The sequence below is a fragment of the Photobacterium aquae genome (genome assembly GCF_001029445.1).
Lineage (GTDB): Bacteria > Pseudomonadota > Gammaproteobacteria > Enterobacterales > Vibrionaceae > Photobacterium > Photobacterium aquae.
Window position 1 is genome coordinate 12294 of record NZ_LDOT01000009.1, and the last position, 19949, is coordinate 32242.

The following is a 19949-nucleotide window of genomic DNA, read 5'->3' on the forward strand; positions in this document are numbered from 1 at the left end:
GGAGTGCACTGTGATTAACCGTAACCCGAAACGTTCTGACGAACCAGTATGGTGGGGTCTGTTTGGTGCAGGCGGTACTTGGTTTGCAATGCTTACCCCTGTAACCGTTCTTGTACTGGGCATCATGGTACCGCTAGGCATGCTTGATGCCGACGCGATGAGCTACGAACGTGTGTCTGGCTTTGTAACCAGCATCATTGGTGCGCTGTTCACCATCGCGACACTTGCTCTGCCAATGTGGCACGCGATGCACCGTCTACACCACGGTATGCACGACCTGAAATTCCACACTGGCACAGCAGGCAAAGTGGCTTGCTACGCAACGGCCTTCTTGGTCTCTGCACTTGCCGTTATCTTCGTGTTTATGATCTAACCATAAGCCGAAGACAAAAAAGCACCGCCTATGCGGTGCTTTTTTTATGCCCAGACTATACGGACAGCTATTCCCCCGCAGCCAGCTTCTCGCTCTTCTCAACAATCCCCAGCGCACCGAACCCGGTGATCACATCAAGATTGGTGGTCAGCTTGCCGCCCTCGCCACCACCAAAATAGTTCTTCGGCATCTCGATTTGGTAGTTTTTCAGGTTGCTGTATAGCGCCGTGGAGACATCGCGATTGAGCTCCGCCAGATAAACATCCCGGTTAGCACCGTAGGCATCATACTTGGCCTTGAGAATTTCGGCTTCTGCCCGTCCCTTAGCAAGTATCGCCTTGGCTTCGTATTCGGCAGACAAGGCATTGGCTTTCTGAATCGCCAAATTAGCCTCGGCAATAGCCAGTTCCTTTTCCTTGTCGACTTCGGCTAGCCGTTTCTTCTTCTCTACCTCGACAATCTCACGCTCGGCGATCTGGCGGGCAACCTCAACTTCTTCCTGCTGAGCGATAATCGCCAGCTCCTTCTTGCGCTGGGCATCCTGTACCTCCCGGGTCCGCTGGATCTCCTTTCGCAACTGCTCGGTTTCCGCCTGTGCCTTGGAGGTTTCCTGTTCCTGGATCGCCCGGATCCGGTCAGCGACCAGCCGCTTCTTATCCGTCAGCAATTTATCAAGCTGCTCTTCCGGCTTAGGATCACCAATGGTCACCTGCGTCACCGCAATACCGTACTGGCTCAATGGATTGTCCTGACGAATAGGCTTGCCCTGCTTATCCAATACAGGAACGGTCTTCCAGATAAGCTGCTGGGTACGCTGGAGCTGATTCGAGTTGGACTGGTTCACCCCAACCGGAGCCAGGTCAATCTGCTCAACCTCAACCTGACGGCGTTCAGTCATGTAGATCCCATCACGGAGCTGATCACCGAGTTTGGATTTGAACTGATTCAACCCACCCTGGAAGAACTCCTCACCGGTATACTGGGTTGCCGTAATCACCGTGACGTTACGGGCATTTTTCACCAATAGTGCGTCAATCAGGTTATTGTTGTTGCGGAACTCCTGATGCATCTTGATGATCGACTCTGGGTCCTGCGACAACTTGAAGCGGAAAGTCACCGGAATTTCGCCGATATAGGTATCGGCAAAGCGCACCTGAATAGCAGGCAAGCGTTGGTAGAAATCCTCACCGGTAGTATTACCGTAAGAGACCGTGATGACCTGATCATACTGGGTGATTTTCGACAGAAAAGGCATCCGAAAATGAATACCGGGCTGATTGAATACGTCCAACTCACCCGTCAGATTGTTCTGATGAACATAGGTATACCCCGCATCGGTCATCAACACTGAGTTGCCCGCTAAGCCGGCAACTAGCGCCAAGCCAAGCAAACCGCCAGCCAATGGCGCCGATACCCGACGACGTAATCCTGTGTGCACTTCGGATTTGATATCCATTCTCTATCACCTTTTGCCAACCAAAAGGGATAGGATAAGGATATTGATATGCAACCAGTAGTAACTCGTAACCTGCCTTCAAAAATTTACAGCGCAGATCACTTAACGACAACAAATATACCGGCAACAAAAAAGGCCGCCAAGGCGACCTTTTTCATTCAAGCAGCTGCGAATTACTTCACGCGGCTTACGTACTCACCAGAGCGAGTGTCAACTTTGATCACTTCGCCGATAGCGATGAATAGAGGTACACGTACTACCGCACCGGTAGACAGTGTTGCTGGCTTGCCGCCAGTACCCTGAGTATCACCCTTCAGGCCAGGATCTGTCTCGGTAACTTCCAGTTCAACGAAGTTTGGTGGTGTCACGGCGATAGGGTTGCCGTTCCACAGAGTAAGAGTACAAGTATTGTTCTCTACCAACCACTTAGCGTTCTCACCAACAGCTTTAACGTCTGCCGCGATCTGCTCGAACGTTTCGTTGTTCATGAAGTGGTAGAATTCACCGTCGCTGTATAGGTAGTCAAGATCAGTATCAATAACGTCAGCAGCTTCAACGGTTTCACCAGACTTGAATGTCTTCTCCAAAACCTTGCCTGATAGCAGTTTACGGATCCTGACGCGGTTGAACGCCTGGCCTTTACCTGGCTTCACAAATTCGTTTTCGATAATGACACATGGTTCATTATCTAGCATAATTTTCATTCCGCCGCGGAATTCATTGGTGCTGAAAGACGCCATTTCTATCCTCTTAACATCTTCGAGTTGTATTTAATGCCGCACATAATAACCCGAAACGCATCAACTGTTGAGCAAAACTGGCTTAATGATCTTGCTAATGCGATTTCAGATCCCCTAGAGCTACTAAATCGGCTAAAAATCGATCCTACCCCGTGGGAAACAGGCTTGGCCGCCCGGAAATTATTTGCGCTACGTGTCCCTAAGAGCTTTGTTGAAAGAATGGAGGTTGGCAACCCCTACGATCCACTCCTGCGACAAGTATTGCCTTTAGCTGAAGAGTTCGAGGTGCACGAGGGCTACTCGCTCGACCCACTCGAAGAGCAGGATAATGCGATTCCCGGCCTGCTGCATAAATACAAGAACCGGGCACTGTTGATCGTCAAAGGTGGCTGCGCCGTCAACTGCCGTTACTGTTTTCGCCGCCACTTCCCTTACAAAGATAACCCTGGCAGCAAACGAAGCTGGCAGGCTGCCCTTGATTACATTGCAGCCCAACCGGCGATCAACGAAGTGATCCTTTCCGGCGGCGATCCCCTCATGGCCAAAGATCACGAATTGGAATGGCTGCTCGACGGCATAGCCGCGATTGCACATGTTAAACGGGTACGAATCCACTCGCGCCTACCGGTTGTGCTGCCAGCCCGAATTACCCCGGCACTGTGCCAATTGCTAGCCCATAGCCGGCTGCAAACTGTCTTGGTCACCCATATCAACCATGCCAACGAAATCAATGACGAGCTGACCACAGCACTGCAACCTCTCAAACAAGCCGGTGTGACCCTGCTAAACCAAGGCGTTCTGCTCAAGGGGGTCAATGACTCCGTCGAGGCCCTCACCAATCTGAGCGAAGCACTGTTCGATGCAGGGATCCTGCCTTACTACCTTCACGTTCTCGATAAGGTTCAGGGCGCTGCCCATTTTATGGTCGACGACACACGAGCCCGCCAGCTGATGGCAGGGCTAATGGAAAACGTCTCTGGCTACCTTGTCCCCCAACTCACCCGTGAAATTGGCGGGCGCACCAGCAAAACCCCGCTCGACCTGCACCTAGAATAATTATCGACGCCGCAATCACTCTCCCGGTTGCGGCGGGTCAATATCGCCCCAAAAAACCAACTAAAAACACATTTCACTGTTAAGGGGCGCATAAATACTGTCGCCTTATGTTAATGGGTTCAATTAAATGGGATTAATATCACGTCCCATATCATGACTATCCGGCACATGCCCTCAGCAACCACTGAAAACCCTGCTACCGCATAATCACATGCCGGATCACAAGCTCAAGGACAGCAAATGAAAACACGTCTAAGCCTCATCGCCCTTGCACTACTGGGCATGCAGCAAGCCCATGCAGCACCACTACTTAGCGATGCTCGCCAAGCACCAGACGCAGAAACCCGTATCGCCGCCAGCAATGCTTGGCTGGAGATCAATACTCAGGCATTCAATGAAAATATCCAGACTTTGCAAGATCGCCTAAGCGGTGACTCAAAGATCTGTGCGATCATGAAAGCAGATGCCTACGGCAATGGTATCGCTGGCCTAATGCCAACCGTACTCGCCAACAATATCCCGTGCATCGGCATTACTAGCAACGAAGAAGCCCGTTTGGTGCGTGCAGGTGGCTTTAAAGGCCAGCTAATGCGCGTTCGTTCTGCCAGCCGCAACGAAATTGAAAACGGTATCCAATACCAAATCGAAGAGCTAATCGGCACTCAGGGCCAAGCGAAGCAAATCATTGCCATCGCCGAAGCCAACGATGCAAAAATCCCGGTGCACCTAGCCCTGAACACCTCTGGCATGGGGCGTAACGGCCTTGATCTGACCACTGAAGATGGCAAGAAAGAAGGTCTAGCGATTGTCCAATCACCGGCATTGACGATTACCGGGATGATGACCCACTTCCCGAACGAGAATATCGATGAGATCAAAACAAAGATCGCCCAGTTCAAAAAGGACACCCAGTGGCTGATCGATAACTCACCGCTCGAGCGCGAAGATATCACTCTGCACGCAGCCAACTCATTCACCACCTTGAATGTACCAGAAGCCCACCTAGACATGGTTCGCCCTGGCGGCCTGCTATACGGTGACATGCCTGCACCGAGCGATTTCAAGCGTATCGTGGAATTCAAAACTCGCATCGCTTCGCTGCACCATTTCCCTGCGGGCAGCACTGTGGGCTACGGCAGCACCGCCAAACTTGAGCGTGATTCTGTCCTTGCCAACTTGCCTATCGGCTACTCAGACGGTTTTGCCCGCTCGCTAGGCAACAAAGGTGAAGTGCTCATCAACGGCCAACGCGCCAAAGTTGTTGGTGCCGCATCAATGAATACCGTCATGGTTGATGTTACCGACATCAAAAATGCCAAGGAGAACGACGAAGTCGTGCTATTCGGCCATCAGGGTAAAGATCAAATCACCAGCCCTGAAACCGAAGCCAACAGCGGCCGTATCCTGCCAGAAATCTACACCCTATGGGGCGCGACAAACCCTCGCATTTACCTTTAACCTACCGTTAAAGCCTGTGCGATAACATCGTACCCAATGCATTCACGGCCAGTTTCGCACTGGCCGTTTTCGCCCTTCCAAGCGACCACTGCAAAAACATGGAACGGCTCCCCCCTATCCTCTTCTCTTCGTGCTTCCCCAAAAAAACATAACGAGTCAAAAACAACCCACAAACTTAAAAACCCCAGCCATAAGTGTTACTTAAGTCATAGATACACCTTGTTACATTAAATTACATAAATAAATGCGAGTAATATCACATTCTTGATGTAAATGACCGGCATATAACTCAGCCAACACTGAAAAACATTCCAACACGCCGGAAACAATCTTCAGGAATATCTATGAAAACACGTCTAAGCCTCATTGCCCTAGCCCTACTAGGTGGCATGCAATACGCCCATGCAGCCCCGCTACTTAACGAGGCAAGCCAAACACCTAACGCAGAATCTCGTATTGCAGCAAGCAATGCTTGGTTGGAAATCAATACTCAAGCTTTCAGCGACAACATCCAGACGCTACAAAATCGCCTAAGCGCGGGTTCCAAAATCTGTGCAATCATGAAAGCGGATGCCTACGGCAATGGTATTGAGGGCCTAATGCCTACCGTTATTGGCAACCATATCCCTTGTATTGGTATTACCAGCAACGAAGAAGCACGTATTGTTCGCGCCAGTGGTTTTAATGGTCAGCTAATGCGTGTTCGCTCCGCAAGTCGCAACGAAATTGAACATGGCATTCAATACCAAATCGAAGAGCTGATCGGCACGAAGGCACAAGCGGAGCAGATTATCGATATCGCCTCTGCGCACAACACGACGGTTCCGGTTCACCTAGCCCTGAATACATCAGGCATGGGTCGTAACGGTCTAGATCTCACCACTTATGAAGGTCAGGTTGAAGGCGTACAAATCGCGGGCGATCCAAATCTGAGAATCGTCGGTATGATGACTCACTTCCCGAACGAAGATGTCGAAGAAATCAAACGCAAAGTTGATCGCTTTAAAGTAGAAACGCAATGGCTAATCGACAGTGCAGATCTAGAGCGTGAAGATATCACCCTGCACGTTGCCAACTCATTCACGACCCTGAACGTACCGGAAGCCCACCTTGACATGGTTCGCCCTGGCGGCCTGCTATACGGTGACATGCCTGCACCGAGCGATTTCAAGCGTATCGTGGAATTCAAAACTCGCATCGCTTCGCTGCACCATTTCCCTGCGGGCAGCACTGTGGGCTACGGCAGCACCGCCAAACTTGAGCGTGATTCTGTCCTTGCCAACTTGCCTATCGGCTACTCAGACGGTTTTGCCCGCTCGCTAGGCAACAAAGGTGAAGTGCTCATCAACGGCCAGCGCGCCAAAGTTGTTGGTGCCGCATCAATGAATACGGTCATGGTTGATGTTACCGACATCAAAAATGCCAAGGCAAACGACGAAGTCGTGCTATTCGGCCATCAGGGCCAAGATCAAATCACCAGCCCTGAAACCGAAGCCAACAGCGGCCGTATCCTGCCAGAAATCTACACTCTGTGGGGCGCGACAAACCCTAAAATTTACCTCTAAGCCCTCGTTAAAGAAGGCGAATTCTGCTCATCACCTTCTAGGTTTACGGCCAGTTTACGACTGGCCGTTTTTACATCATTGGAAAAATTTTCAAATGGTGATGATAAAAAAAGATCATCGTCAATTCGCTCGCTTTTTCTCCCGACAAGGCGCATAGTCGCGCTCCAACTTGCTGTTCGCGAAGACAGCCAAACTTCGTATTCACAGAACATTAATTCCCCTTATATCTATACGAGAAAGCGAATGAAAATTGGCATTCTGTCCCAGAACGAAAACCTATACTCCACTCGCCGCTTGGTTGAAGCTGTAGAACAACGAGGCCATGAAGCCGTTGTTATCAACGCCCTGCGCTGCTACATGAATATCAACTCGGTCAAACCCTCGATCCATTTCGAAGGCCAAGATCTAACAGGCTTCGATGCCATCATCCCGCGCATTGGCGCTGATATTACCTTCTACGGTTGCTCAGTCCTGCGCCAATTCGAAATGATGGATGTGTTTTCGGTCAACCAGTCGATTGCCATCACGCGCTCTCGTGACAAGCTACGCTCGCTGCAGCTCCTGAGCCGCAAAGGCGTTGGTATGCCTATTACCGGCTTTGCCAGCAAGCCTGACGATGTGCCAGACCTAATCAAAATGGTTGGTGGCGCGCCGCTGGTTATCAAGCTGCTTGAGGGTACCCAAGGTATCGGTGTCGTTCTGGCAGAAACACAGAAAGCCGCAGAGAGCGTTATTGAGGCTTTCATGGGCCTGAAAGCCAATATCATGGTTCAGGAATTCATTGAAGAAGCAGGCGGTGCAGACATCCGTTGTTTCGTCATTGGCGACAAAGTCATTGCTGCCATGAAGCGCCAAGGCGCAGAGGGTGAATTCCGCTCTAACCTACACCGAGGCGGCAGTGCCTCGCTGATCCGTATTTCGCCAGAAGAGCGCAAGACAGCCGTTGCCGCCGCCAAGGCAATGGGCCTTAGCGTCGCCGGTGTTGACCTGCTTCGCTCGAACCGTGGCCCACTAGTCATGGAAGTGAACTCCTCTCCGGGCCTAGAGGGCATCGAAGGGGCGACAGGCAAGGACATCGCAGGGATGATTGTCGAGTTCATCGAGAAAAATGCAGGCAAGGCAGCCAACCGTCGTCGCAACGACCAGCAATAAGCCCTACACCAACTATTTTTCCTAAAAGCAGCCGTCTGGCTGCTTTTTTGTCGATCCCCTTTATAGCTCCCCATTTATCTTCTCTCGCCTGAATGCCCCCGAAGGCTTCACCAAGCGAACGTACAGCATTACTGCTCATTATCAGCAAAATGGTGTGCAATTTCACACCTGGCATACAAAACCTCCAAACAAACAACCTAAAACTTTGTTTATTAAGTAAATTTATTTATGTTCAGCTTTTCTACCTTTTTCCCTGACAAACTAAATCCGTACAAAAACAACAATTACACCCATGATGTACAGCTTATCAAGCATGTAACAGCTAATTCCTGAACAAAATCACACCTAAGATAAAAAAACACAATAAACATATTAAATTATTGTTTTTCAACAATTTTTTGCGCGTACAGCTTTTTATGCTTTTTCTTGTAGGAACCATGGCAACCAAATGCGATTTGCTCCACTCAATAGAGAGCAACTCACGTTCAGCTTTCCATGCAATACTCAGCTAAAAGGTGAGCACCATTACACCAATAGGAAAAATGCCAAACTACATTTGTAAGCGATTGAATTTAAAGAAAATAAATAACGTACAGCTTTTTGATATTTTTCCCGAGCGAACTAATACAGCTTATTTAGCGATAAATATCGATAAAAGACACTACTGCGTACAGCTTTTTACTCAATAGTTAGCTTTTTCATGATCAAAATAAACATGATAGAGAAAAAGCCAATCACTTACACATAAGGCATTGATTTATAATGGCTTTATTTGCGTTCAGCTTTTTGAGCTTTTTTCACAACAAACCCTGCACAGAGATAGTCGTACCACTGCCGCAACACTAGAGGTGAGAATAGAACAATAATGATAAAAATTAGGCATAAAAAAACGGAGGCCTAAGCCTCCGTTCATCACCAAAAGGTGCTATCTCAGTGAGATAGGCGCATTACATCATGCCGCCCATACCACCCATGCCACCCATGCCACCCATATCAGGCATTGATGGTGCATCTTTCGCTGGTAGGTCAGTTACCATCGCTTCTGTGGTGATCATCAGGCCAGCAACAGACGCTGCGAACTGCAGTGCAGAACGAGTTACCTTTGTAGGGTCCAAAATACCCATCTCGATCATATCGCCGTATTCGCCCGTTGCCGCGTTGTAACCGTAGTTACCTTCGCCAGCGCGTACGTTGTTGGCAACCACAGACTCTTCGTCACCTGCGTTCTTAGTGATTTGACGGATTGGCGCTTCCATCGCACGAAGTGCTACGCGGATACCTACGTTTTGCTCTTCGTTGTCGCCTTCAAGACCAGCTACTTTGGCAGCAGCGCGGATCAGCGCAACACCACCACCAGCAACCACGCCTTCTTCTACCGCTGCACGGGTTGCGTGTAGGGCATCTTCAACGCGGTCTTTCTTCTCTTTCATTTCAACTTCGGTAGCTGCACCGACTTTGATTACCGCAACACCGCCAGCGAGTTTCGCTACGCGCTCTTGCAGTTTTTCTTTATCGTAGTCAGACGTTGCATCTTCGATTTGCTGACGAATTTGTGCAACACGACCAGCAATCATCTCTTCCTCACCCATACCATCGATGATAGTCGTGGTTTCTTTGGTGATAGTGATGCGCTTAGCCTGACCAAGATCTTCCAGCTGAACTTTTTCCAGCTCAAGACCGATTTCTTCAGAAATAACCGTACCAGCAGTCAGTACTGCGATGTCCTGAAGCATCGCTTTACGACGGTCGCCAAAGCCTGGAGCTTTCACAGCAGCCACTTTCACGATACCGCGCATGTTGTTCACAACCAATGTTGCCAGTGCTTCGCCTTCTACGTCTTCTGCAACGATAAGCAGTGGACGAGATGCCTTAGCTACGCCTTCAAGGGCTGGCAGCAATTCACGGATGTTAGAAACTTTCTTGTCGATAAGCAGGATGAACGGGTTGTCCAGATCAACACTGCCCGCTTCTTGGTTGTTGATGAAGTAAGGAGACAGGTAACCGCGGTCAAACTGCATACCTTCAACAACATCAAGCTCGTCTTGCAGTGCCTGGCCTTCTTCAACAGTGATCACGCCATCACGGCCAACACGCTCCATCGCTTCTGCGATGATGTTGCCGACGGTTGCATCAGAGTTAGCAGAAATTGTACCTACCTGAGCAATCGCCTTGGTATCTGCACAAGGTACAGACAGAGTCTTCAGCTCTTCAACAGCTGCGACAACAGCTTTGTCGATACCACGCTTCAGATCCATCGGGTTCATGCCAGCAGCTACCGCTTTCAGACCTTCTTTGATGATAGCCTGAGCCAGTACTGTTGCTGTTGTAGTACCGTCACCAGCAGCGTCATTCGCTTGAGACGCTACTTCTTTAACCATCTGTGCGCCCATGTTCTGGAATTTGTCTTCCAATTCAATTTCGCGCGCAACAGAAACACCGTCTTTAGTGATAGTCGGTGCACCGAAAGATTTGTCCAGTACCACGTTACGGCCTTTAGGACCCAGTGTTACTTTTACCGCATCAGCCAGAATGTTTACACCTTCTAGCATTTTAACGCGTGCATCGTTACCAAATTTTACGTCTTTAGCAGCCATGTCAGTCTTCCTTTCTTAATTCTAAATTTGAGGTGATCGGATTATTCAACGATTGCCATGATGTCGTTTTCAGACATGATCAGGACTTCTTTACCGTCAATCTTTTCAGATTTAGTGCCGTAGCCTTCTGCAAAGATAACAGTATCGCCAACTTTTACGTCCAATGGCTGTACAGAGCCATTTTCCAGAATGCGGCCTTTACCTACTGCCAGTACTTTACCGCGAGTAGATTTTTCAGCTGCAGAACCAGTTAGAACGATGCCGCCCGCAGACTTTGATTCAACTTCTTGGCGCTCAACGATAACTCGGTCATGTAAAGGACGAATGTTCATCGGTCGTCTCTCCTGATTTTGGTAATATCCATACAATATAAAAGTACGGGCTCCGACGCCCTGCACTTCCTCTAATACCTAGACATGTTGGGTCTAATTTCGAGATCCCAAGTCTTATGGCGATTTTTTTTCAATTTAGTGCAATAGAGTTTTTGCCCGATCACATTCTTTGCTTTAGGGTAGGCGAGCATTTCCGACTCAAATCACGATGGCTACAATGACGACACCCGATAAACACGGGTTACTATCCGACCCAATTCCGACGGTACTGACCCGCCTAACTATCCCGATGATCTTCGGCATGGTGGCGATCTTGATGTTCAATCTGGTCGATACCTTCTTTATTTCCCTACTCGGTACCGAGGCACTGGCTGCGGTCAGTTTCACTTTTCCGATCACCTTTGCCCTCAACTGTATCACGATGGGGATCAGCGTCGGGATCTCCACCAGCATCGGCCGCCTGCTAGGAAGCGGGGATACCCGCTCGGCAGCCCGTTTGACAACCCACGGGCTGCTACTTGCCATTGTCTTGGTCACCATTGCCGCCCAAATTGGCCTGTTGACTATCGAGCCGCTATTTACCCTGATCGGGGCCAAGGCCAGTCTGCTGCCCGTCATCCATGACTATATGTCTATTTGGTATCTGACTATCCCGCTACTGGTGATCCCGATGGCAGGCAACAGCGCGATCCGAGCAACCGGAGATGCCAAGACCCCGGCAATGATCATGATCCTCGCAGGGGCAATTAATGGTGTACTGGATCCTTTACTGATCTTCGGGCCCGGCCCGTTTCCTGAACTGGGCGTCAAAGGCGCGGCTATTGCCAGCGGGATCAGCTGGGCATTCGCCCTTGCCGGATCGCTCTATGTACTGATTGCCCGTGAAAAGCTCGCAGCCAGGCCACAGTTGGCAAAACTGTGGCACGACTGGCGACAAATCCTGCATATCGGCACCCCTGCAGGCTTGTCCAATGCCCTCAACCCGCTTTCCGGCACCCTGCTGATGAGCCTGCTGGCCGCACAGGGCACCGCGTCTGTCGCCGCCTACGGTGCGGCAATGCGGATAGAATCAATACTGGTCACAGTAATGATGGCATTGGGATCGGCACTGATGCCGGTCATGGCACAGAATCTCGGGGCGAAGCAGCCCGAGCGAGCCTTTTCCGCCCTATTTACCGCTATGCGCTTTGCCATTTTGTTCCAGCTACTGGTCTTTGTGATGATGGTTCCGCTGAGCTGGCCGATCTCGTCTTTATTTAGCCAGGATGAGGCTGTCCGCCATCAGCTCTGGCACTACCTGATTGTCGTTCCGGCCAGTTATGGCCTGCAGGCTGTCTGCCTACTGCTAGTCAGTGCACTCAATGCCATGCACAAATCAGTACAGGCATTGCAATGGAATCTACTTCGGCTGTTCGGCTTGCTCCTTCCTGCGGCTTGGCTTGGCCGCCATATTCATGGTACTGAAGGCCTGTTTATCGGCATTGCTCTCGCCAATGCTATCGCAGGGATAGGAGCCTATTGTTATGGCCTAAAATTACGTCGTGATGTAAGTAAAAACGGGCATAAAAACCAACTTTAAATATTAACAGCATGAATAAAAAAAGACGGCCAAGGCCGTCTTTTTTATTCACAATTTTTTGCCTAATCAATGTAAGCGGGGATTGTCATCATTGTTATTGTCTCGCTTACGATCGTCATCCTTGCGTTCGAATTCACCATCAAACACATCGCCACCATGATCCTTTCCATTATCATGTCCAGAATGGCGGAATGGATCTGAATCATACGGTTCCTGCCCGCCAAATCCCTGCTGGTTGCCAAATCCAGCACTGAAACCATTTCCAGATGCCATCCCCTGAACCTTGACTCGGCTCATCAACTGCTTGGCCAACCAGGCCCGCGGCGCTGGCAGCAACACCGCCATCCCCATCGCATCGGTCATGAAGCCCGGTGTCAGCAGCAGCACACCGGCAACCGCCAGCATCACCCCTTCAACGATCTGCTGAGCGGGCAACTCCCCTTGCTGCAAGCGGTTTTGTACCGACAGCAAGGTTGCGATCCCCTGACTGCGCACCAAAGATGCCCCGACTACCGCCGTCACCAATACCAAGCCTACTGTCGGCCAAAGCCCAAGAAATCCGCCGACCTGTATGAACAGGGCGATTTCGACAATCGGCACAACAATAAACATAAACAGTAAAATCGGAAACACGGTTTTCCCCTTGCAGTTTGAAATATAACGGCCAGCGCTGTAGCACGATTCCTCATTGCTACATAACACCGAACCTCGTTTAGTAATAATGGGAGCAAAAAGGCCATTTTCAACTTTGCTCTATAAGCATATATCGTAACCAACCGTTACTATAGCTCCCTCATCCCCCATACAACATTCACTTCACATATTGTCATAATTGGTCATTTTCCAATATAAATAGGGCATGGATTATTAACAGAATTTGTGAGAGAGATCTCATTACAGTGTAAATGTTTTCAGTGTGCTTCAAAAAGTGATCTGGGTTATGTTTTTACCCCTAAAGGGGAGTATTATCGGCCTCATACAATAGGTGTCAGGTACGATCATCTAGCCAAACTCTCTGCGGAATGGATTCTAAGGTTACAGAATTGGCTCTATATATGAATTTTATTAGCAGATTCCACTAAGGCTACGTTATGTCTCAGATGATTGATATTGAAAAGAATGAAGCAATGGTAAACAACGTTGCAACCCGTATCGAAGAAGACCTACTAGGTGAGCGTCACGTTCCTGCAGACGCATACTGGGGTGTTCACACTCTTCGCGCTGTTGAAAACTTCAACATCTCTAAGACGACTATTTCTGATGTACCAGAATTCGTTCGCGGTATGGTTTTCACTAAGAAAGCCGCTGCGATGGCTAACAAAGAGCTAGGCGCAATCCCATCAGAAGTTGGCGAGTTCATCATCAAAGCGTGTGATGTGATCCTTGAAACAGGCAAGTGCATGGATCAATTCCCATCAGACGTTTACCAAGGCGGTGCTGGTACTTCTGTAAACATGAATACCAACGAAGTTATCGCTAACCTTGCACTAGAGCTTATGGGCAAGGAAAAAGGCGAATACGACATCGTCAACCCTAACGACCACGTTAACAAGTCTCAGTCTACAAACTGTGCTTACCCAACAGGTTTCCGCGTTGCTGTATACAACAGCATCATGACTATGCTTGAGTCACTGGAATACCTAAAAGAAGGTTTCGAAGCGAAGAGCGTTGAGTTCGCAGACATCCTGAAGATGGGCCGTACCCAGCTACAGGACGCTGTACCAATGACTGTTGGTCAGGAATTCCGTGCGTTCGCGGTTCTTCTAAAAGAAGAAATCAAAAACCTTCAGTACACTGCACAGCTTCTGCTTGAAGTTAACCTAGGTGCAACTGCGATCGGTACTGGTCTGAACGCGGCAACAGGTTACCAAGAGCTAGCAGTTCAGCGTCTAGCTGAAGTAACTGGCCTTCCTTGCGTACCAGCAGAAGACCTAATCGAAGCAACCTCTGACTGTGGTGCTTACGTAATGGTTCACGGCGCGCTTAAGCGTACTGCAGTGAAACTATCTAAGATCTGTAATGACCTACGTCTGCTTTCTTCTGGCCCACGTGCGGGTCTGAACGAAATCAACCTACCTGAAATGCAAGCAGGTTCTTCAATCATGCCTGCAAAAGTTAACCCAGTTGTTCCAGAAGTGGTTAACCAGGTTTGCTTCAAGGTTATCGGTAACGACACAACCATCACTTTCGCAGCAGAAGCTGGTCAGCTTCAGTTGAACGTAATGGAGCCAGTAATCGGTCAGGCACTATTCGAGTCAATCGACCTGCTGAAGAACGCATGTATTAACCTTCGCGACAAGTGCATCGACGGTATCACAGTGAACAAAGAAGTTTGCGAAAGCTTCGTGTTCAACTCTATCGGTATCGTAACTTACCTGAACCCGTTCATCGGCCACCACGAAGGTGACATCGTAGGTAAGATCTGTGCTGAAACAGGTAAGAGCGTACGTGAAGTTGTCCTAGAGCGCGGTCTACTGACCGAAGAGCAGCTAGATGACATCTTCTCTGTTCAGAACCTAATGCACCCAGAATATAAAGCGAAGCGTTACAACTAATAAGTAACGACAAACCCGGCGGATTTTCAGGATGAAGATCCGCCATTTTTTGCTACAGATTTCCCATTTTATATTTATTAACTTTAAAGACAGGACAATCATATGGTTGGAATAGAACTCTTAGTCGTTCTCGCGTTCATTTTCCTTGGCGCACGAATCGGCGGTATCGGTATTGGTCTGGCAGGTGGCGCCGGTGTTATCGTGCTTTCCCTTATTTTGGGCATGCCAACAAGCCAAAGCTACATCCCTATCGACGTAATCCTTATCATCATGTCTGTAATCACCGCAATCGCTGCCATGCAGGTCGCCGGTGGTATGGACTGGCTGGTTGAACTAGCCGAGAACTTCCTGCGTAAAAACCCTAAACATATCACTTTCTACGCACCTATCGTGACTTACCTGATGACCCTAATGGCAGGTACTGGCCACACTGCATTCTCAACACTTCCAGTTATCGCTGAAGTAGCCAAAGAGCAAGGCATCCGTCCTTCTCGTCCACTGTCTATTGCCGTGGTTGCTTCACAAATCGCGATTACAGCATCGCCTATCTCCGCTGCGGTTGTTTTCTTCTCAGGCATTCTTGAACCGCTCGGAGTGGGCTACCTAACGCTGCTTGCTATCTGTATCCCAACAACTTTTGCTGCTTGTATGGTTGGTGCTTTCGTTGCTAACTTCCTAGGCTGTGAACTAAAAGACGATCCAGTTTACCAAGAGCGTCTGGCAAAAGGCCTAATCAAACTACAAGGCACAACCAAGCGTGAAATCCCTGCTTCTGCAAAGAAAGCAACCTTCATCTTCTTGGCTGCTATCGTGATTGTTGTTGCTTACGCAGCGGCTATCTCAAGCTCTATTGGCCTAATCGAAAACCCAGCCCTAGGCCGTAACGAAGCAATCATGACATTCATGCTGGCTGCCGCTGCTGCTATCGTATTCACAACTGGCATCGACGCTGCGAAAATCCCATCAGCACCAACGTTCCGCTCTGGTATGACAGCGTGTGTGTGTGTACTGGGTGTGGCATGGCTTGGTTCTACTTTCGTTAACGGCCACGTTGACGGCATCAAAGAAGTTGCGGGCGCTCTACTGAAAGACTACCCATGGATGCTGGCGATGGTACTGTTCTTTGCCTCTATGCTGCTTTACTCTCAGGGCGCAACAACAACTGCCCTGATGCCTGCGGCACTGGCTATCGGCGTTGCACCGCTAACTGCTATCGCATCTTTCGCAGCGGTAAGTGCTCTGTTCGTACTACCAACTTACCCAACACTGCTTGCGGCAGTAGAAATGGACGACACAGGTTCAACCCGTATCGGTAACCTTGTCTTCAACCACCCATTCTTCATCCCTGGCGTGGTGACTATCGCAACATCGGTTATTCTTGGTTTCGTTGTTGGTGGCATGATTCTATAAACCACCGCAAGAACCTCAAAGGCTGCCTCAGGGCAGCCTTTTTCATATATATAGAAGACAGATAAAGTTATCTGGCCTCACCGCTTCCAGTACCAGCTCTAACAGAGCAAGTTAGACATCCTCTTTGCTATTCTTTGCAATCAGATAGCACTGATGTAACTGTATGTTCTTAAGGGAAGCTGCTTTATTTTTATCTATCCGCCAAGCATCCTTCCTCCCCTAAAACAGTTAAAGAAATAGCGTAGGGGATATAGGATTTATCCAGTAATATCTGGAGTCAAAGAGTGTGTAAGTACACGCTTACATTCAATGGCAAAGCAATTATCGCGGGTGAGAACGAACGGTACTGCAAGCAGGTAGGGGCTCAATACGAATACGCCCATACGAGGCACGCAAGAGGCCTTGGTGATAAACACCCGAAAACAAAGAATAGAGAATGAAGGAGTGGTTCAGGAAGCGAACCATAAAGATAGGTAAACTTGAAAATAACTGTCTCCGCCCCGTCCTAGGGCGAAGACAAGAACAAATATGGATTCCAACATATTTGCCCTGTCCGGAGCAATCGTCAATCCCAACGAGTGAACCGGTATCATGTCTCTTTTTTGCTACAGAGCAGGCAAGACAGGAAAGCCTGCCAAAACATAATAGCGGCTGAGACACCGCGGTTATAGAGGTAAAAGCGTTATGCAGCGATGCAAAAATGGTATGAAGTTAGATGACCTGCGCACCCTGATTGCGATTGCCCAACACGGAAGTTTCAGAGCAGCCGCCAGTGCATTGGATATCCCCCCGACAACACTCAGCCGCCGCCTCCAGCGGCTTGAAGACACTCTCGGCAGTCAGTTGGTGATCCGCGACAGCCGCAATGTATCCCTGACCCCACTCGGACAGAGCTACACCGACCGCTGCCAGCCATTGCTAAGCGAGCTGGAGGCTGCCACTTCCGAGTTGCACGACAGCAGCCATAGCGATCCACGCGGCGCTCTGCGCATCTCGGCACCGGTTGGGTTGCTGACCTATCGGCTCACCCCGCTGTTCAACCAATTTCTGGCCCAATATCCGGAGATCACCCTGTCGCTGACTCATCTGTCGAACCAGCACCACGACTACAGCCCCGAACAATACGACGTGGTCTTTCGCGTCGGTGAACAGGCTGATTCGAGTTTTGCCGCTGCCTGTATCGGCCAGTCACAGCGTATCTTGGTCGCTAGCCCCGATTATCTGGCTCAATTCGGTGCCCCCTTGCATCCCGACGATCTCAACCAGCATTCCAGGCTGGCCAGCGTGCCCGAATTTGAGTGGGCACTAACTAACAAAGGGCAAAGTGAAACTATCTGGATCAACTCGCCGGTCAGGATGGCTATTGCCGATCTCAACAGCATCAAGCAGGCTGCCATTCATAGGCTCGGTATTGCTTGCCTCCCCAACTATGTAGTCACCGATGCCCTAGCAAGCGGCCAGCTCACCACCATGATGGAGCAATGGCATTCGCCGCCGCGCCCTATCTATATGCTCTACCAGCGAATGGGCTATCTCCCCGCCCATATCCGGCTCTTCATCGACTTCATGCGGGATGCCTTCCAACATTCTTCCTGAGTGTTGAAACCAAACCCATCAAAGCACGGTCTCACCGAGTATAGTGATAGGTATACCCATTGCTGCTATGATGCGCGGCAATGGGTCCCTTTTCGTGATACCGCCCGGCGTGTTTCCGGGCACTCAGAGACGAGTCAGTTCCGATGACATTATTACAGCGCCTACACGGCACGGTGCACCGCACCTTATCCCTACTGGCTACAGTTAGCCTGACAACCTGCCTGCTGCTAACCAGTATGCCGGGCTATACCTTCGACCTGCCCGGCTTTGCCAGCAGCGAGAACCAATTTGTCACTGTCGACGAAGCCTTCGCCTTCAACTTCACCCAGCAGGGCAACCGAGTTTACCTCGACTGGCACATCAAGCCCGGCTACTACCTCTACCAGCACCAGCTGTCTGTCAGTAGCAGCAACGCCACACTGGGCAAGGTAGATATCCCGCAGGGTAAGCCCTATAACGACGAATTCTTCGGCAAGGTCAATATCTACACCCAGCCCCTCACTCTGAGTGTACCGATCAATGCGGCAACCAACAGCGACACCCTGACCGTGCGCTATCAAGGCTGTGCCGAGGCCGGCTTCTGCTACCCGCCAGAAGTCCGCCAGATCCCGCTGACCGCCGTAGTCGCTAACACCTCAGCCCCAGCAGCAGTCCCTGCAACAGGGGCCGCGGTAAGCACACAGAACGACAATCAGCCATTGTCAGGAAGCACTGAAAAAGTAAGTGCACACAAACCCAATACCACGGTCACTCCCCCACTATCTGAGCAGGATGAGCTTGCCAGCAAGCTGGCTGACCAATGGTGGACGCCGCTGATCTTCCTCGCGCTAGGGATCGGCCTAGCCTTTACCCCCTGTGTCCTGCCGATGTATCCGATCCTAAGCGGTATCGTGCTTGGCAACGGCCAACTCAGCCAAGGCCGCGCTTTCCGCCTTGCCTTCACCTATGTTCAGGGTATGGCCCTGACCTATACCCTGCTTGGCCTGGTCGTGGCATCGGCGGGGATGCAGTTTCAGGCCGCCTTGCAGCATCCGTATATCCTGATCGGCCTAAGCGTGTTGTTTGTTGCACTGGCCTTCTCAATGTTCGGTGCCTACACCCTGCAACTGCCAAGCAGCGTCCAGACATGGCTCAATGGGCTGAGCAACAAGCAGCAAGGCGGCAATAGCGGCGGCGTTTTCGCGATGGGGGCGATCTCCGGCTTAGTCTGCTCGCCATGCACCACCGCCCCGCTCTCCGGCGCCCTGATCTATGTCGCCCAGAGCGGTGATCTGCTGACCGGGGCTGTTGCCCTGTACGCCCTTGCCATCGGTATGGGTATCCCGCTGATCTTGGCAGCGATGTTCGGTAATACCCTGCTGCCAAAGGCCGGCAACTGGATGACCCACGTCAAAACCTTCTTCGGTTTCGTCCTTCTCGCCGTCCCGCTGTTCCTGCTAGAGCGTATCCTGCCGCACAACCTGATGCCTTATCTGTGGGCACTGCTGGGCGTTGCCGCCTTCGGCTGGCTCTACCACGTCAAGCAGACACTGACCGTTTCATGGCGTAGCAGCACCTTGGCCGTCGTGGCCATCGTCGGCCTGTTCCTGTCAGTACAGCCGCTCTACCCGCTGCTGACCGGCAAGAGCACGGCAACTACGGAGACCCTGCCAGCCCCGAGTGTCACCTTCAAAACCATCAGCAATATCGACGAGTTGGATCTTGCACTCGCCGATGCCAAAGCTCAGGGCTTGCCAGTGATGCTAGACTTCTATGCCGACTGGTGCGTGGCCTGCAAGGAATTCGAAAAATACACGTTCCACGACCCGGCTGTTGCCGAAAAGCTGCAACCGTTCGTTTTGCTGCAGGCTGATGTCACCCGCAATACCCCTGCCGATATCGAATTGCTCAAGCAGATGGATGTTCTCGGGCTGCCAACGTTGGAATTCTGGGACACGCAGGGCAACCGTATCAACGGTGCCCGCCTGACAGGCTTCATGGAAGCCGGGCCGTTCCTCGACCATTTGCAAAACCACCAGCTAGCTCAATAATCGCCGCTCGCCCTGCAGATATAAAAAAAGCGTCTATCTCTAGACGCTTTTTC

General features: G+C 50.4%; 15 protein-coding genes. 10 read left to right on the forward strand and 5 right to left on the reverse strand.

Annotated elements, in window-relative coordinates:
- Window positions 1-10: 10 nt before the first annotated feature.
- On the forward strand, window positions 11-373 hold the full coding sequence (frdD, locus tag ABT56_RS08045; RefSeq protein ID WP_047878368.1) for a fumarate reductase subunit FrdD: 363 nt from the start codon (window positions 11-13) through the stop codon (window positions 371-373).
- 67 nt (window positions 374-440) lie between these two features.
- Here frdD and ABT56_RS08050 read toward each other — a convergent pair whose 3' ends face one another.
- Window positions 441-1829: an SPFH domain-containing protein gene (locus tag ABT56_RS08050; protein WP_047878369.1), complete on the reverse strand. Its 1389-nt coding sequence runs from the start codon at window positions 1827-1829 to the stop codon at window positions 441-443.
- Window positions 1830-2002: 173 nt separating this feature from the next.
- Window positions 2003-2569: an elongation factor P gene (gene efp, locus ABT56_RS08055; protein WP_047878370.1), complete on the reverse strand. Its 567-nt coding sequence runs from the start codon at window positions 2567-2569 to the stop codon at window positions 2003-2005.
- Between the two features lie 33 nt (window positions 2570-2602).
- On the opposite strand from efp, the gene epmB reads away from it, so the two are divergent.
- The 4 genes from epmB to rimK all read left to right on the forward strand — a co-directional run bounded on the left by epmB (window position 2603) and on the right by rimK (window position 7800).
- Window positions 2603-3625, forward strand: a complete 1023-nt coding sequence (epmB, locus tag ABT56_RS08060; protein WP_047878371.1) for an EF-P beta-lysylation protein EpmB — start codon at window positions 2603-2605, stop codon at window positions 3623-3625.
- Window positions 3626-3865: 240 nt separating this feature from the next.
- A complete protein-coding gene (gene alr / locus ABT56_RS08065; RefSeq protein ID WP_047878372.1) occupies window positions 3866-5083 on the forward strand; it encodes an alanine racemase in 1218 nt (405 codons plus the stop codon).
- 344 nt (window positions 5084-5427) lie between these two features.
- On the forward strand, window positions 5428-6648 hold the full coding sequence (gene alr / locus ABT56_RS08070; protein ID WP_047878373.1) for an alanine racemase: 1221 nt from the start codon (window positions 5428-5430) through the stop codon (window positions 6646-6648).
- 243 nt (window positions 6649-6891) lie between these two features.
- Complete coding sequence (gene rimK / locus ABT56_RS08075) at window positions 6892-7800, forward strand: 30S ribosomal protein S6--L-glutamate ligase (RefSeq protein ID WP_047878374.1); 909 nt, start codon at window positions 6892-6894, stop codon at window positions 7798-7800.
- Between the two features lie 947 nt (window positions 7801-8747).
- Here the strand turns inward: rimK and groL are convergent.
- Together groL and ABT56_RS08085 are read right to left on the reverse strand one after the other, a co-directional pair.
- The gene (gene groL, locus ABT56_RS08080) at window positions 8748-10394 is read right to left on the reverse strand and encodes a chaperonin GroEL (protein ID WP_047878375.1); all 1647 of its coding nucleotides are present in this window, start codon (window positions 10392-10394) and stop codon (window positions 8748-8750) included.
- Window positions 10395-10435: 41 nt separating this feature from the next.
- Window positions 10436-10726 (reverse strand): co-chaperone GroES, encoded by a 291-nt coding sequence (locus ABT56_RS08085; protein WP_047878376.1) that lies wholly within the window; start codon window positions 10724-10726, stop codon window positions 10436-10438.
- A 208-nt stretch (window positions 10727-10934) separates the two neighbouring features.
- Between ABT56_RS08085 and ABT56_RS08090 the strand changes: the two genes are divergently transcribed.
- A complete protein-coding gene (locus ABT56_RS08090; protein WP_047878377.1) occupies window positions 10935-12305 on the forward strand; it encodes an MATE family efflux transporter in 1371 nt (456 codons plus the stop codon).
- Window positions 12306-12371: 66 nt separating this feature from the next.
- Here the strand turns inward: ABT56_RS08090 and ABT56_RS08095 are convergent, their stop codons facing one another.
- On the reverse strand, window positions 12372-12938 hold the full coding sequence (locus tag ABT56_RS08095; RefSeq protein WP_047878378.1) for an FxsA family protein: 567 nt from the start codon (window positions 12936-12938) through the stop codon (window positions 12372-12374).
- A 458-nt stretch (window positions 12939-13396) separates the two neighbouring features.
- On the opposite strand from ABT56_RS08095, the gene aspA reads away from it, so the two are divergent.
- The 4 genes from aspA (at window position 13397) to ABT56_RS08115 (ending at window position 19896) form a co-directional block, all read left to right on the forward strand.
- Window positions 13397-14860 carry an aspartate ammonia-lyase gene (gene aspA / locus ABT56_RS08100; protein ID WP_047878379.1) on the forward strand — a complete coding sequence of 488 codons (1464 nt, stop codon included), beginning with the start codon at window positions 13397-13399 and terminating at the stop codon, window positions 14858-14860.
- A gap of 102 nt (window positions 14861-14962) precedes the next feature.
- On the forward strand, window positions 14963-16270 hold the full coding sequence (locus ABT56_RS08105; protein WP_047878380.1) for an anaerobic C4-dicarboxylate transporter: 1308 nt from the start codon (window positions 14963-14965) through the stop codon (window positions 16268-16270).
- Window positions 16271-16975: 705 nt separating this feature from the next.
- Window positions 16976-17866: a LysR family transcriptional regulator gene (locus ABT56_RS08110; RefSeq protein ID WP_240478280.1), complete on the forward strand. Its 891-nt coding sequence runs from the start codon at window positions 16976-16978 to the stop codon at window positions 17864-17866.
- A gap of 236 nt (window positions 17867-18102) precedes the next feature.
- Window positions 18103-19896 carry a protein-disulfide reductase DsbD gene (locus ABT56_RS08115; RefSeq protein ID WP_240478284.1) on the forward strand — a complete coding sequence of 598 codons (1794 nt, stop codon included), beginning with the start codon at window positions 18103-18105 and terminating at the stop codon, window positions 19894-19896.
- Window positions 19897-19949 lie beyond the last annotated feature (53 nt).

Excerpts from the sequence above, each read along its gene's own strand:
- ABT56_RS08050 (WP_047878369.1), bottom strand. The coding sequence starts at position 1,829 with ATGGATATCAAATCCGAAGTGCACACAGGATTACGTCGTCGGGTATCG.
- groL (WP_047878375.1), bottom strand. The coding sequence starts at position 10,394 with ATGGCTGCTAAAGACGTAAAATTTGGTAACGATGCACGCGTTAAAATG.
- ABT56_RS08085 (WP_047878376.1), bottom strand. The coding sequence starts at position 10,726 with ATGAACATTCGTCCTTTACATGACCGAGTTATCGTTGAGCGCCAAGAA.
- aspA (WP_047878379.1), top strand. The coding sequence starts at position 13,397 with ATGTCTCAGATGATTGATATTGAAAAGAATGAAGCAATGGTAAACAAC.
- ABT56_RS08105 (WP_047878380.1), top strand. The coding sequence starts at position 14,963 with ATGGTTGGAATAGAACTCTTAGTCGTTCTCGCGTTCATTTTCCTTGGC.
- ABT56_RS08115 (WP_240478284.1), top strand. The coding sequence starts at position 18,103 with ATGCCGGGCTATACCTTCGACCTGCCCGGCTTTGCCAGCAGCGAGAAC.
- efp (WP_047878370.1), bottom strand. The coding sequence starts at position 2,569 with ATGGCGTCTTTCAGCACCAATGAATTCCGCGGCGGAATGAAAATTATG.
- ABT56_RS08110 (WP_240478280.1), top strand. The coding sequence starts at position 16,976 with ATGAAGTTAGATGACCTGCGCACCCTGATTGCGATTGCCCAACACGGA.
- rimK (WP_047878374.1), top strand. The coding sequence starts at position 6,892 with ATGAAAATTGGCATTCTGTCCCAGAACGAAAACCTATACTCCACTCGC.
- alr (WP_047878372.1), top strand. The coding sequence starts at position 3,866 with ATGAAAACACGTCTAAGCCTCATCGCCCTTGCACTACTGGGCATGCAG.
- alr (WP_047878373.1), top strand. The coding sequence starts at position 5,428 with ATGAAAACACGTCTAAGCCTCATTGCCCTAGCCCTACTAGGTGGCATG.
- epmB (WP_047878371.1), top strand. The coding sequence starts at position 2,603 with ATGCCGCACATAATAACCCGAAACGCATCAACTGTTGAGCAAAACTGG.
- ABT56_RS08090 (WP_047878377.1), top strand. The coding sequence starts at position 10,935 with ATGGCTACAATGACGACACCCGATAAACACGGGTTACTATCCGACCCA.